Source organism: Bradyrhizobium sp. SPXBL-02, assembly GCF_051853065.1.
In the GTDB taxonomy this organism is placed as follows: domain Bacteria; phylum Pseudomonadota; class Alphaproteobacteria; order Rhizobiales; family Xanthobacteraceae; genus Bradyrhizobium.
This window is the reverse complement of the sequence record NZ_CP182474.1, coordinates 7,965,090-7,978,416: the sequence shown is the minus strand read 5'-3', so window position 1 is coordinate 7,978,416 and position 13,327 is coordinate 7,965,090. Positions and strand designations below refer to the sequence as shown.

General features: G+C 64.3%; 15 protein-coding genes. 8 read left to right on the top strand and 7 right to left on the bottom strand.

Features of this window, described 5'->3' with window-relative positions:
• Positions 1 to 38: 38 nt before the first annotated feature.
• From ACNJYD_RS37100 to ACNJYD_RS37070, 7 genes are all read right to left on the bottom strand, one after another.
• Positions 39 to 782 (bottom strand): ABC transporter ATP-binding protein, encoded by a 744-nt coding sequence (locus ACNJYD_RS37100; protein WP_172786157.1) that lies wholly within the window; start codon positions 780 to 782, stop codon positions 39 to 41.
• Positions 779 to 1,777: a branched-chain amino acid ABC transporter permease gene (locus tag ACNJYD_RS37095; protein WP_439364867.1), complete on the bottom strand. Its 999-nt coding sequence runs from the start codon at positions 1,775 to 1,777 to the stop codon at positions 779 to 781. The genes ACNJYD_RS37100 and ACNJYD_RS37095 overlap by 4 nt, the downstream gene beginning before the upstream one ends.
• Complete coding sequence (locus ACNJYD_RS37090) at positions 1,774 to 2,649, bottom strand: branched-chain amino acid ABC transporter permease (protein WP_212256014.1); 876 nt, start codon at positions 2,647 to 2,649, stop codon at positions 1,774 to 1,776. The genes ACNJYD_RS37095 and ACNJYD_RS37090 overlap by 4 nt, the downstream gene beginning before the upstream one ends.
• Positions 2,650 to 2,814: 165 nt before the next feature.
• Positions 2,815 to 3,945 carry an ABC transporter substrate-binding protein gene (locus ACNJYD_RS37085; protein ID WP_172786154.1) on the bottom strand — a complete coding sequence of 377 codons (1,131 nt, stop codon included), beginning with the start codon at positions 3,943 to 3,945 and terminating at the stop codon, positions 2,815 to 2,817.
• Positions 3,946 to 4,001: 56 nt separating this feature from the next.
• Positions 4,002 to 4,877, bottom strand: a complete 876-nt coding sequence (locus tag ACNJYD_RS37080; RefSeq protein WP_439364866.1) for a shikimate dehydrogenase — start codon at positions 4,875 to 4,877, stop codon at positions 4,002 to 4,004.
• 132 nt (positions 4,878 to 5,009) lie between these two features.
• On the bottom strand, positions 5,010 to 5,948 hold the full coding sequence (locus ACNJYD_RS37075) for a LysR family transcriptional regulator (RefSeq protein ID WP_172786152.1): 939 nt from the start codon (positions 5,946 to 5,948) through the stop codon (positions 5,010 to 5,012).
• Positions 5,949 to 6,376: 428 nt separating this feature from the next.
• A complete protein-coding gene (locus ACNJYD_RS37070) occupies positions 6,377 to 6,553 on the bottom strand; it encodes a hypothetical protein (RefSeq protein ID WP_172786151.1) in 177 nt (58 codons plus the stop codon).
• A 166-nt stretch (positions 6,554 to 6,719) separates the two neighbouring features.
• On the opposite strand from ACNJYD_RS37070, the gene ACNJYD_RS37065 reads away from it, so the two are divergent.
• The 8 genes from ACNJYD_RS37065 to ACNJYD_RS37030 all read left to right on the top strand — a co-directional run bounded on the left by ACNJYD_RS37065 (position 6,720) and on the right by ACNJYD_RS37030 (position 13,238).
• A complete protein-coding gene (locus tag ACNJYD_RS37065; protein ID WP_172786150.1) occupies positions 6,720 to 7,448 on the top strand; it encodes a helix-turn-helix transcriptional regulator in 729 nt (242 codons plus the stop codon).
• 85 nt (positions 7,449 to 7,533) lie between these two features.
• Positions 7,534 to 8,193 carry an acyl-homoserine-lactone synthase gene (locus ACNJYD_RS37060; RefSeq protein WP_172786149.1) on the top strand — a complete coding sequence of 220 codons (660 nt, stop codon included), beginning with the start codon at positions 7,534 to 7,536 and terminating at the stop codon, positions 8,191 to 8,193.
• 1 nt (position 8,194) lies between these two features.
• Positions 8,195 to 8,413: a hypothetical protein gene (locus ACNJYD_RS37055; RefSeq protein WP_172786148.1), complete on the top strand. Its 219-nt coding sequence runs from the start codon at positions 8,195 to 8,197 to the stop codon at positions 8,411 to 8,413.
• Positions 8,414 to 8,904: 491 nt separating this feature from the next.
• Positions 8,905 to 9,822, top strand: a complete 918-nt coding sequence (locus tag ACNJYD_RS37050) for a branched-chain amino acid ABC transporter permease (protein ID WP_018644491.1) — start codon at positions 8,905 to 8,907, stop codon at positions 9,820 to 9,822.
• Entirely contained in the window at positions 9,819 to 10,763 is a 945-nt protein-coding gene (locus ACNJYD_RS37045; RefSeq protein ID WP_212256022.1) for a branched-chain amino acid ABC transporter permease, read from the top strand. Before ACNJYD_RS37050 ends, ACNJYD_RS37045 begins: the two co-directional genes overlap by 4 nt.
• The gene (locus ACNJYD_RS37040) at positions 10,756 to 11,523 is read left to right on the top strand and encodes an ABC transporter ATP-binding protein (RefSeq protein WP_212256023.1); all 768 of its coding nucleotides are present in this window, start codon (positions 10,756 to 10,758) and stop codon (positions 11,521 to 11,523) included. The genes ACNJYD_RS37045 and ACNJYD_RS37040 overlap by 8 nt, the downstream gene beginning before the upstream one ends.
• On the top strand, positions 11,516 to 12,229 hold the full coding sequence (locus ACNJYD_RS37035; protein WP_212256024.1) for an ABC transporter ATP-binding protein: 714 nt from the start codon (positions 11,516 to 11,518) through the stop codon (positions 12,227 to 12,229). Before ACNJYD_RS37040 ends, ACNJYD_RS37035 begins: the two co-directional genes overlap by 8 nt.
• Before the next feature lie 397 nt (positions 12,230 to 12,626).
• Entirely contained in the window at positions 12,627 to 13,238 is a 612-nt protein-coding gene (locus ACNJYD_RS37030) for a helix-turn-helix transcriptional regulator (RefSeq protein WP_349628392.1), read from the top strand.
• The last annotated feature ends 89 nt before the right edge of the window (positions 13,239 to 13,327 follow it).

The window sequence follows — 13,327 nt, the reverse complement described above, 5'->3', positions numbered from 1 at the left end:
AAAGCGCGATGACAATTCATTCCAATCTCCATCGCGCTTTAGTGTCCGAGATAGGCTTCAATCACGGCGGAGTTCTTGCGGACCTCGTCGGGCCGGCCCATCGCCAGCACCTTGCCTTCCGCCATCACCATCACGCGCGAGCACAGCGACATCACGAACTCCATGTTGTGCTCGATCACGACGAAGGTGGCGTTCTTCTCGCGGTTGATCGCGACCAGACGCTCCCTGAGGTCCGCCAGCATCGACGGGTTGACGCCGCCGGCGGGCTCGTCGAGCAGCACCAGGCGCGGGCCGCCCATGAAGGCCATGGCGGCATCGAGCAGCTTTTGCTGACCGTAGGAGAGACCACCGGCTGGCTCGTCGGCGAGATGGTCGAGCTTGAAGAAGCCGATCATCTGGTTGGCGGCCTCGGTCAGCCCGGCATCGGAGCGGCCGATCAGGCGCGAGGCCATGTTGCCCTGGTGCTCCTGTCCGGCGAGGATCAGGTTCTCGCGCACCGACAGCTTTGGGAACACCTGCAGCAGCTGGAAGGTGCGGCTGACGCCGAGCTTGTTGAGCTCGGAGGGGCGCAGGCCCGTGACGACCTGCCCGTCGAGCTTGACCTCGCCGCCTGTCGGCGTGAGCTGGCCGAGGATGCAGTTGAACAGCGTGGACTTGCCGCAGCCGTTCGGCCCGATCAGGCCGAGGATCTCGCCCTCGCGCACGTCGAACGAGACCCCGTTGACGGCGTGGATGCCGCCAAAGCTCTTCTTGATGTCGGTGACTTCGAGGACCGCACTCATTGCACCGTCTCCAGGCGCGACTTTGCGACGGCGCGCAGCGCGGAGGCCGCCTTGGTGCGGCGTTCGGCGAGATAGCGGTCGATGATTCCGAGAATGCCCGTCGGCGACCAGATCAGCAGCAGCATCACGGCCACCGCGTAGAGCATCAGATAATAGCCTTCCGTGAAGCGCAGCCATTCCGGTAGCAACACCGCGATCATCGCGCCGAGGAACGGACCGAAATAGAAGCCGGCGCCGCCGACGATCACCATCAGCAGGAGGTCGAGCGAGAGCGACAGGTTGAACGGCACCGGATCGATATATTGCGTCAACGGCGCGTAGAGCGCGCCGGCGACGCCGCCGAGCGCCGAGCCGATCGCGAAGGCCATCAGCGTGTATCGCCGCGTATCGACGCCGAGCGATTGCGCGCGCAGCGGATTCTCGCGCAGCGCCATGAAGGCGCGGCCCCAGGGCGAACGGATCAGCCACCACACCGCCAATGAGACGATCGCGAGCGAGCCGAGGCAGACATAGTAGAACGGCAGCGGCTTGTTGGTCGCGATGCCGAAGATGTGCGGGCGCGGGATGTTGGAGATGCCGTAGATGCCGCCGGTGAGCCAGCTCTCGTTGCGGAACACCAGGAAGGCCAGGGTGGAGAAGGCCAGGGTGACGAAGGCGAGATAATGGTGCTGCACGCGCAGCGCGGGATAGCCGAGCACCCAGCCGATCGCAAAGCTCAAGCCGATCGCGACCAGGATCGCCGCCGGCAGCGGCCAGCCATGCGTGGTCATGATCGCGGCCGCATAGGCGCCGATGCCGACGAAGGCGCCCTGCGCCAGCGAGACCTGGCCGGCATAGCCGAGCGTGAGATTGAGCCCCATCGCGGCGATGCTCATCACCGCCCATTGGCTGAGGATGAACAGGCCGTAGCGGTTGAAGTTCATGGGGACGATGATCAGCGCGGCGATGATGGCGAGGCCGAGCGCGATCTTCAGGGGTCTGGCGAAGCCGCTCATACGGTGCGCTCCTCGGCACGGCCGAGCAAGCCCTGCGGCCGGAACAGGATGACGGCGATCAGGAAGATCATCGGCACGGCGGCGCGGTACTGCGTCGAGACATAGGCCGCCGCGAGATTGTCGAGCACGCCGATCAAGAGGCCGCCGACGATCGCGCCGCGCACCTGGTTGAAGCCGCCGACGATCGCGGCGATGAAGGCTGCCTGGCCCAGCACCTCGCCGGACGAGAATTTTGCGAGGTAGATCGGCGTGATCAGCAGCGAGGCCAGCGCGACCAGGAAGGCGTTGATCAGGAAGGTCAGCAGGATCATGCGCTCGACCGGCACGCCGATGATTCGCGCCACCGTCGGGTTCTGCGCCGCGGCCTGCATCTGGTGGCCGAGCGAGGTGCGGTTCAGCAGCGTGGTCAGGCCGAGAACGGCGAGGATGGCGACGGCGAGCACGCCGATGCTCTGCAGCGACACGGCATGGCCGAGGATGGAGACGTCGCCGGTCGGCACGATCGAGGGGAACGGCGAAGCCTCGGCGCTGAAGAATTGCTTGACGGCCTCCTTGATGCCGATCGCGAGCGCCATGGTCGCGATCGCGAGCGGCAGCACGCCGTGGCGCATCATCGGATCCACCAGCAGCAGCTTGAAGGCGAGGCCGAGCAGGATCATCGACAAGAGGATGCCGAGAATGATCGCGAGCCAGAACGGCGCGCCGACATGCATCGCCGCCAGCATCAGGAACGCCGGCAGCATCACGAACTCGCCTTGCGCGAAATTGATGGTCTGCGAGGTCTGCCACAGCAGCGTGAAGCCGACCGCAACCAGCGCGTAGATCGCGCCGGTGGCGAGTCCCGCGACCAGAAGATCGAATAGATTGGACATTTTCCCCTCTCTCTTCTCCCTCTCCCCGCTTGCGGGGAGAGGGTTGGGGTGAGGGGGAGTCTCCGCGAGGTCGCTGACAGTCGGACTCGTGGAGGCTCCCCCTCACCCGGAATTTGCTCGCGCAAATTCCAGCCTCTCCCCGCACGCGGGGAGAGGCGAACACCCTCACTTCACCTTGGGCAGCACCTGCTTCACCACCTGCTTGCCCTCGACCACCTCGACCAGGAAGCTCTGGCGGTCGATGTCGCCGGTGTCGCTGAAGGTGACGTCCATCAGGATGCCCGGCTCGTCCGCGGCCTTGATGGTGAGGCCGTGCAGCGTGTCGGCGAATTTCTTCGGGTCGACCTTGCCCATCTTTTCGGTGGTGGCCTTCACCATGTAGACGGCGAGGTAGCCCTTCAGGCCGTTATGATCAGGGACGTAATTGTACTTCTTGGAGAACTTCTCGCGGAACGCCTTGATCAGGTCGACCGGTGCGTCGGTGGTGAGGCCGACATGGCCGCGCGCGCCGTTGGCGGCATCGCCGGCGAGCTCGATCACCTTCTGGCCGATCAACGTGGTCTCGCCCATCAGCGGCGCGGTGACGCCCTGGCGCTTCAGCTCCTTCAGGATGCGCGCGCTCTCTTCTTCATTCAGGTAGACGAACACGGCATCGGGATTGGCGGCCTTGATCTTGCCGACGTCGGCGGCGAAGTCGGCCTGACCCGCCTCGGTGGAGAGATCGGCGACGACCTTGGAGCCGAGCCGGTCGAGCTCCTTGATCATCACGTCGCGCCCGCCGCGGCCGAAGTCGTTGTTGACCCAGACCACCGCGACCGTCTTGGCCTTCATCTCGTCGTGGATGTACTTTGCGACCTTCGGCATCGAGGATTGCTGGCCGAACGAAGTGCGGAACAGGAACTTGTTGCCGCCTTGCGTCAGCTCGGCGGCTTCGCCGCCCATGATCTGCGCGATGCCGGCTTCGGCCGCGAGCGGCGCGGTCACCTTCACCGAGCCGGAATAGCCGGGTCCGAGCAGCACATAGGGCTCGGCGTCGAGCGCCTTCTGCACCTGGGCGCGCGCCACCCCCGGGTTGGACTGCGAGTCGGCGTGGCTGACCTCGAGCTTGCGGCCGAGCACGCCGCCCTTGGCGTTGATCTCCTCGATCGCGAGATCGATGCCGTTCTTCCAGTTCGTGCCGACGGTGGCGCCGCCGCCCGAGAGCTCCGCGACATTGGCGAGCTTGATCGCTTGGCCAAAGGCGCCCGTTGCCGTGATGACGGTGAGCAATGCGCCCACCACTAGCGTTGACTTCATCGTCCTCTCCTCCCGTTTCAAATCTTGCAAGCGGCCTTGTATCCGGCCGCTTCGCCTCAAGCTGCCTGATAGGCCGCGCTGCGCGCAGCCATCACGGCGTCAAAAGCCTCTCCCATGATCTCGGTCGATGGGGCAAGGCCTGTGAACAGTTCGAAGGCGTCGGCGGCCTGGTAAATCGCGAGCTCGCGGCCGGTCATGATCCGGGCGCCTTTCTCTCGCGCTGCGGCCAGCAGCGGCGTGATCAGCGGCGAATAGACGGCGTCGGCGACCCAAAGGTCCGCCCTGAGCAGTCCCACCGGCACCGGCGTGTCACGGTTCGGCAGCATGCCGACCGGGGTGCCGTTGACGAGACCGGTCGCGCCCTCGAGGGCGTCCTCGACGCTGGTGGCGACGCGGGCGCCGCGCGAGGCGAGCAGAGCGACCAGTTTCTCGGCGCGCGCCGGCTCACTGTCGAGAATGCGGATGTCGGCTACTTTCAGGCTCGCCAGCGCAAACGCGATGGCCTTGCCGACGCCGCCGGCGCCGATCACGGCGACGGCGTTGCCGGACGACGCCAGCAACGGCATCACCGCCCGCGCAAAACCCGTGGTGTCGGTGTTGTGGCCGGTCAGCCGGCCATCCCGGACGACGACGGTGTTGACCGCGCCCATGCTGGCCGCGCCCGGCGCCAGTGCGTCGAGCAGCGGCACGACCGCTTCCTTATAGGGGTAGGTGACATTGACGCCGGCAAAGCCGAGCCGCCGGACGCCCTCCAGCATCAGGCGCAGCCCGGCCGCATCGGCGCCCGCGACCTCGATGAGCTGGTAATGGCCGCGCAGGCCGAGCGCCTCGGCGGCGCGCTCGTGCATGGCGGGGGACGCGGAATGCGCGATCGGCGCGCCGATCAGGCCGGTGAGGAGCTTCTTGCTGGCGGCGTATCCGCGTTTCGACATGGTTCGCGATCGTTTCGTTGGGAGCATCCGGCCCCGGCCATTAGCGGGGAAATCTGTGCAATTCCAGCTGCGACGATAGTCTTTCCCCCGCCTAACACAATTACCCTTTTGTCCTGCAAACCTAACATCATGTTACTTCCTTCGTCCGCGGGCCGGGGCGGCCTTGCCACTGCCGCGGGACGGCTCGACCGCGCGCATCTCGGTGCGCAGCGCCTCGATGAAGTATTCGGCGTGCAGCGACAGCGGCGTGCCGCGCTTGACCGCGACATAGGTGTCGAACCGCGTCGGCTCGGCGATCTTCAAGAGCTCGATGCCGGGATAGCCGCCATGGGCCACCGTGAACTGGTCGATGATGGCGATGCCGAGCCCCGCCTTCACCAGCGCGCAGACCGTGGTGCCGAAGCGCGCGCGGATGGTGATGTTGTAGTCGAGCCGATGACGCGCGAAGATCTCGGCCATGATGCGGCCATAGGGATCGTTGGGGTCGATGCCGATCAGCGGATAGCGCGTGATCTCGGCGGCCGAGACCTGCTTGCGGCCGGAGAGCTCGTGGCCCGGCGGCACGATGCAATAGAGCTCGCCCGAGGCGAGCGGCATGAAGTCGAGCCCGGAATGCTCGAGCCGATAGCTCATCGCCACGCACTCGCCGCGGCCTAGCATCAGGTAGTCGATGGCTTCCTCGAGCTTGAGGATGTTGATGTCGATGCCGAGATCGGGATAGCGGCGGCGGACGCGCTCGATCGCGCGCGGCACCATCACCTGCGAGATGCTCGGCACCGAGCCGATGCGTAATTCCGACAGGCCGCCGCGGCCGATCTTGGAGATGATCTCGGAGAGGTCGTCGACCTTCTTGTAGACGCCGTTGATCTGCTCGAAAATGTTCTCGGCTTCCGGCGTCGGGAAGTAGCGCCCATTCTGGCGCTGGAAGAAGCGGATGCCGAGCGAGCGCTCGGTGTATTTGACGAGGCGGCTGATCCCCGGCGCCGAGACGTTGAGCAGCTTCGCCGCACCGCCAATGGTGCCCGTCACCATCACGGCACGGATCACTTCGACCTGGCGCAGCGTCATCATGGCCTTGAAATGTCCCTGGCATCGACAAGAGATCGTGGCGGCGATCATCTCACGAGAGATGCGATGTCATCCAGCGGCAAGTGTGTGTCGATGTGGACGGAGGCGCCCTGCTTTACCCTCCCCTGGAGGGGGAGGGTCGATCGCGCGAAGCGCGAGCGGGGTGGGGTGATCTCTCCACTCGGGCACTGTTCGTCGCGGAGGGACCGTCACCCCACCCCGTCTCACATTTCGCTGCGCTCAATATGAGACGACCCACGGGCGAGCTACGCTCGTCCCGGACCCTCCAGGGGAGGGCAAGAGCGCAGCAGGCTCGTTGCGGATGATGACGAAGCAACTTCCCGGTCAGAGTGTTCGACTAAAATCCGCGCGTTCAGATGGAGAGGCGTTCTCGTGGCGCGATCTGTTGCTTCGGCTGTTGCAACGGCACTCTAGCTCGCTGGCCCTTCCGGCAACACGCTCCCGGCCAGCTCCGCGCGCTCGCTCTGCAGCACCTCGCGCGCAAACTCGATGATCTTCTGCTTGTTTGCGGTTTCGCGGACGGCAAAAAACACGCGGTTCAATTCCAGGCCGAGCACGCTGTTGAGGGCGATGTCCTCGTCTTCCATCGTTGGTTTCCCGCTTCGACGCCTTCAGGTGTATCGTGGCGTCAATTCTGCCACAAGTAGTTTAAATCTTCAGAGTGGATGAGCACCGGGAAACTACTGCCATAGCGAATTGAGGCAGTCTGCGAATACGTGCTATACGGGAGCGGCGAGGGTCAGGAAACTTACGATGTCCGCCGTTGATTATGGCCGGGAGGCGCTCGATTTCATCGAAGGGCTCGCAGCCCATACCAAGGTTTCGGACGCCATGGACGCGCTTGCAACCGCGTTCGGTCGCTACGGTTTCGAACATATCATCGTGACGGGCTTGCCGAATCCCGAGCAGCGCTTTTCCCAGATGGTGCTTGCCAAGAAGTGGCCGGCGGAGTGGTTCAGCCTCTATACCGAAAAGAGCTACGACCGGGTCGATCCCGTGGTTCGCAAATGCCGGCAGACGGTGAACCCTTTCGAATGGTCCGAAGCGCCGTACGATCCGGAGCTGGAGCCCGGTGCGGTCGAGGTGATGCGGCGCGCAGCCGATTTTCGCATGTCGCGCGGCTTCGTCGTGCCGATCCACGGCTTGACTGGCTATGAGGCCGGCGTCTCGCTCGGCGGCGTCCACCTCGATCTCAATGCGCGCAGCAAGCCGGCGCTGCACCTGATCGGGATGTACGGCTTCGATCACATCCGCCGTTTGCTGGAGCCGGTGCCGCATCCGTCCACGCGTCTTACCCCCCGCGAGCGCGAGGTGATCGCCTGGGCCTCGCAAGGCAAGTCTGCCTGGGAAATCGGCGAGATCCTGCACATCACGCAACGCACCGCCGAAGAGCATCTTGCAACTGCTGCGCGCAAGCTCGGCGCCGTCAACCGGACGCATGCGGTCGCCATCGCGATCCGCCACAGAATCATCACTCCCTGAAATCTTCGCCTACTGGGAAATTTCCCAATAGTCGATTTTTCCTTTTTCGCTGAGGCTGCCCCCATTTCAAGCCATGGGGGACTTCATGATTCATGTGATTTCTTGCGTCAATCGGCACCTATACGAGGACGTTCTCGAACAGCATTTCCGAATTCGTCACGAGATTTTCGTCGAGGAGCGGAAATGGGAGGCGCTTCGCAAGCCCGATGGCCGCGAGATCGACACCTACGACAACGAGGACGCGGTCTACCTGCTGGCTCTCGAAAACCGCCGTGTGCTCGGCGGCTCCCGCCTGTATCCGACCACCCGGCCGACGATGATGAGCGAGGTTTTCCCGCATCTCGCCGCGGTGCGCGGTTGCCCTGCGGACCCGCTGGTCTGGGAGTGGTCGCGCTTCTTCGTCACGCGCGAGCGCCGCGATGGCGAGTTCAATTTACAATTGATGGCGGCCGCGCAGGAATTCTGTCTCGATCAGGGCATCGAACGGCTCTGCCTCGTCATGGAGACGTGGTGGTTGCCGCGGTTCCACGACATCGGATTTGTCGTGACGCCGCTGGGATTGCCGGCGCTGGTGGAGAATTCCTGGACCATGGCGGCGACCATCGAGATGCGCCAGGAGTCGCTCGATGTCGTGCGCGACCGTATTGGGATGACGAGCATCGTCCAGCAGGACGGTCCGCGGATCGACTGCATCGCCCGTGCCAACCTCCGCGGTCATGCTGCCGCGCAACGAAAGAGCGCCTGAAATGTCGAACGTGATGCGGGACAGCCAGATCATGGCGCAAATCCGGGACGAGGATCTCGGCTACATGTCCGACATGGCGCTCGAACTGGCGCAGATGGCGGAAGACACCGGATTGACGACGCTCGCCTATCTGTTTCGGATGGCGGCCCTGGAGGCATCGACGGCCAACAGCGTCCTCACCGAGCCGGAGGAGCTCCCCCGGCAGATGACGTCGCACTAGAGCATGATCCGGAAAAGTGTGTAGCGGTTTTCCGAAAAGATCATGCTCAAACAATAACCTGAAGCGCGATCGCATCGCGCTTCAGGCGCAACCCTGCTCAATTTTACGACGATCGCACCCTCTCATCGCCAGCCGGTGAGAGGGTGATGTCATTTGGCTGCGGCAGGTTGCCTCATGGCGGGCGGCAGCCTTTTTGCATTGCAAGGCGCATATCGGCGCCCCTTTGCTGCACGAAGAAGCGCCGGATGCCTAAAATCCTCTATTGCTCCGAATTGTTTTAAGCCTAAAATGTTTTCTAGATCGTGCTGCCGGGTGCAATCCGCATGTGCCGAGATGCAACAAAGTGCATGTCTGGTGTCGAATCGCTCTTGCCTAGGAACGATACTGCCATTACCCATTTTTCGGCCTTGAAGAGGCAGGGGGAGCTCTTTCACTGATGGCGACTGTGTTCGAACATCGGCGCAACGCTGCGCGCGCCTGAAAGAGTCTTGATGCTGCTCGTCGTCGAACAATTCTTGAATGGGCTGCAGTTCGGCCTGCTGCTGTTCCTGCTCGCCGCCGGCCTGACGCTGGTGTTCGGGATCATGGATCTCGTCAACCTTGCGCACGGCTCGCTCTACATGATGGGCGCCTATTTCGCCGCGACCTTCGCAGCGTGGACCGGCAGCTTCCTGCTCGGCGCGCTGATGGCGCTGGGGGCCACGCTCGTGCTCGGCATCGTGCTGGAGGTGACGGCGCTGCGGCACCTCTACGGCCGCGACCATCTCGACCACGTGCTCGCGACCTTCGGCCTGATCCTGTTCTTCAATGAAGCCGTGCGGCTGATCTGGGGCCCGGCGGGCCTGGCGTTGCCGCTGCCGGCCTGGCTCACGGTGCCGGTGCCGATCCTGCCCGGCATTCATTATCCCGCCTATCGGCTCGCCATCATCGCGGTGGCGCTGCTGGTCGCGCTCCTGCTCTATCTCGGCGTGATGCGCACCCGCATCGGCATGCTGATCCGCGCCGGCGCCTCCAACCGCGAGATGATCGGTGCGCTCGGCATCAACATCAAGCTGCTCTACACGCTGGTGTTCGGCCTGGGCGCCGCGCTCGCGGGCCTCGCCGGCCTGATGCAGGCGCCGATCCTCACCGTGCAGATCGGCATGGGCGAGAACATCCTGATCCTCGCCTTCGTCATCATCGTGATCGGCGGCATCGGCTCGATCCGCGGCGCCTTCCTCGCCGCGATCTTCGTCGGCATGATCGACACGCTCGGCCGCGCCTTCCTGCCGAACCTGCTCCGCCAGGTGCTGAGCGGCGCCGCCGCGTCCACCGCCGCACCCGCGCTGTCCTCCATGCTGATCTATCTCCTGATGGCGATCGTGCTGGTGGTGCGGCCGGAGGGGCTGTTTCCGGCCAACCGACGATGAAGGGTTTGAGCGTGAGCAAGGCCGTCACGGCCCTGATGCTGGCGGGCCTCGTGCTGCTGCCGCTCTATTCGCAGCTGTCCGGCAACATCTTCATCCTGACGCTGTTCACCCGCATCATCATCCTGGCGCTGGCGGCCGCGAGCCTCAACCTGATCATGGGGTTTGGCGGCATGATGAGCTTCGGCCATGCCGCCTATCTCGGCATCGGCGGCTACGCCGTCGGCATGCTCGCGCAGGAAGGCTTAGGTTCCGGCTTCATCCAGTTTCCGGTCGCGCTCGCCGCGTCCGCGATCTATGCGCTCGTGATCGGCGCGCTCTCGCTTCGCACTCGCGGCGTCTACTTCATCATGATTACGCTGGCCTTCGCGCAGATGGCCTATTACGTCGCCTCGGGGATGGCGCGTTACGGCGGCGACGACGGGCTCACGATCTACAATCGCAGCGACTTCTCCGGTCTCATCAATCTCGGCAATCGCGTGCAGTTCTACTATCTCTGCCTCGCCTGCCTGTTCGGCGTCGTCTTCCTGATCTGGCGCATCGTCAATTCGCGCTTCGGTCTCGTGGTGCAGGGCCTGCGCTCCAACGAGCAGCGCATGCAGGCGATCGGCTTCCCGGCCAAGCGCTACAAGCTGGTCTGCTTCGTCATATCGGGTACCATGTGTGGCTTGGCCGGCGCGCTGCTCGCCAACAACACCGATTTCGTCAGCCCGGCCGTGATGTACTGGACCCGCTCCGGCGACCTCATGGTGATGGTGATCCTCGGCGGTATGGGCACGTTGTTCGGCCCGATCATGGGTGCGGTGGTGTTCCTGCTGCTGGAGGAGTTCCTGTCGCAGATCACCGAATATTGGGCGCTGATCATGGGGCCGCTGCTGCTGCTCATCGTGCTGTTCGGCCGCGGCGGCATCATGGGCGTGCTCGGGAGGGCTGGCCGTGGCTGAACCCTTGCTCCGCGTCGAAAAGCTGGTGCGCCGCTTCGGCGGCATCATCGCGACCGACAACGTCTCGCTCGACGTCGCATCCGGCGAGCTGCACGCCATCATCGGCCCGAACGGTGCCGGCAAGACCACGCTGATCAGCCAGCTCACCGGACATCTCGCGCCGCATTCCGGTAGCGTCTCGCTGGCGGGGCGGGACATTACCGACTTGCCGGCATATCGCCGCTGCGCGCTCGGTCTTGCGCGTTCGTTCCAGATCACCTCGCTGCTGCTCGACTTCACCGCCGCCGACAATGTCGCGCTGGCGGCGCAGGCGCATGCCGGCACCTCGTTTCGCTTCTTCGCCAACGCGCGCAAGGAGCGACCCTTGCGCGATGCCGCACACGCCGCGCTCGACCGCGTCGGTCTCGGCCATCGGGCCGATGTCGTGGTGAACAGGCTCAGCCATGGCGAGCGTCGCGAGCTCGAGCTTGCCGTTGCGCTCGCCAGCAAGCCGAAGCTGCTGCTGCTGGACGAGCCGATGGCCGGCCTCGGTGTCACCGAATCCCAGCGCATGGTGAAGCTGCTCCAGGAGCTGCGGAAGGAGGTGTCGATCGTGCTGGTCGAGCACGACATGCCGGCGGTGTTCGCGCTCGCCGACCGCATCTCGGTGCTGGTCTATGGCCGCGTCATCGCCTCCGGCGATCCGGCCGCGATCCGGGCCAACGAAGACGTCAAGCGCGCCTATCTCGGCGATCAGCACGTGGTGACGCATCATGGCTGACACGCTGCTCGACGTCGACGGCATCGAGACCTGTTACGGCCTGTCCCAGGTGCTGTTCGGCCTGTCGCTGTCGATCAAGCCGGGCGAGATGGTCTCGCTGATGGGTCGCAACGGCATGGGCAAGACCACCACCATCCGCTCCATCATGGGCCTGACGCCGGCACGCGCAGGCACAATTCGCTTCGCGGGCGCTGAGGTGCGGCAGCTTCCGTCCTACAGAATCGCCAAGCTGGGCGTCGGTCTCGTTCCCGAGGGACGCCAGATCTTCCCGAACCTCACCGTGCGCGAAAACCTGGTCGCGGCTGCGGCCGATCGCTTCAATAGCGATAATCCCTGGACGCTCGCCGCCATCTACGTGCTGTTCCCGCGCCTGGCCGAGCGTGCGTCCAACATGGGCAACCAGCTCTCCGGCGGCGAGCAGCAGATGCTCGCAATCGGCCGCGCGCTGATGACGAATCCCAAACTCCTGATCCTGGACGAAGCGACCGAGGGTCTCGCACCGCTGATCCGCGAAGAAATCTGGAACTGCCTGTCGTTGCTCAAGAGCCGGGGTCAGTCGATCCTGGTCGTCGACAAGAACGTCGATCATCTCGCCCGCATCTGCGATCGCCACTACATCATCGAGCGCGGCAAGACGGTGTGGAGCGGCACCTCCGACGAGCTGATGGCCGCGCCGGACTTGCAGCACAAATATCTGGGAATCTGACGCGTTCGTTGCCTTCCCGGCGCAACGCAAGCTTCCTTCGAGCAAATCCAATTTCGAAATCCTCCAAACTGCGCGCTGAGCTCTTGAGCGCGCCGCCGTCAGCCGTCAAAGAAGGCGCGGCGTTGTGGATTCGATGCGGGACTTTTACGAGCAAATTGTCGGGTTGCCTCAGGACGACATCGGTTCCGCACAGCGAGGGGCCGCCCAATGGCTGGATTATCCGGGCTGTGTGTTCGTCAAAGGTGAGTTTCGAGCAGACGCCGAGGGGCCTGCAATCGCGGCGCCGGGCCTGTTCATCTCGGTAGCGTTCGATGAAGCCGACACTGGCCGCGGCACTCTGACGCGCTCAATCGGCGAGAGGCGGATGGGCGTGATGGCCGTGCGGGAGTCCCTCGCCGTGAAACGCTCAGTGCGGTGTGGGGAGCGGCCCGCCATCGGCCTCGCGTTGCCCGAAGCTTCCATCGATCAGCTCGGACTCGGCGCCGCGTTTCGGGCGCTGTTCAAGGACGAGAGATCTGGTGCGGTCATCGTCTCGCGGACCGCATCAGCGCGGGTGCGGGCGGTCGCGGCGGAAATGTTCTCGCCGCCGGTCGCCGGAAGCGCGGCGCGATTGTTGTTGTCGGCGCATGCCGCCGAGATCATCGTCCATGTCTTGTTCGGTGAGTGCGGCCGGATCGCGGTTGATCCGGCAACAGATCTCCAGCGCATGCGGCTGCAATCGGTCAAGGAGCGGATGGACGCCGACCTTGCCTATCCCTGGAGCATCGACGAGCTGGCGCGCAACGCAGGCCTGAGCCGGCGATCTTTCAATCAGAAATTCCAGATCGCTTATGGCGAGAGCGCCATCGATTATCTGAGGGCGCGCCGGCTCGATACCGCACGATCCCTTCTGATACACCAGCGCTTGTCGGTCACCGAGGCGGCCTATCGGGTCGGCTATACCCATCCGGCGAACTTCGCGACGGCCTTTCGCAGGCGCTTCGGTCATTCGCCGAGCGGCTGCCAGTAACAGCAGCACGCGCTGCGCGGCCTCAGGCCTCAGTCTTGAAAGCCTCCACGTGGAATCAAAGGCGATTTGCGCGGTCGCAAAGGCGGCGT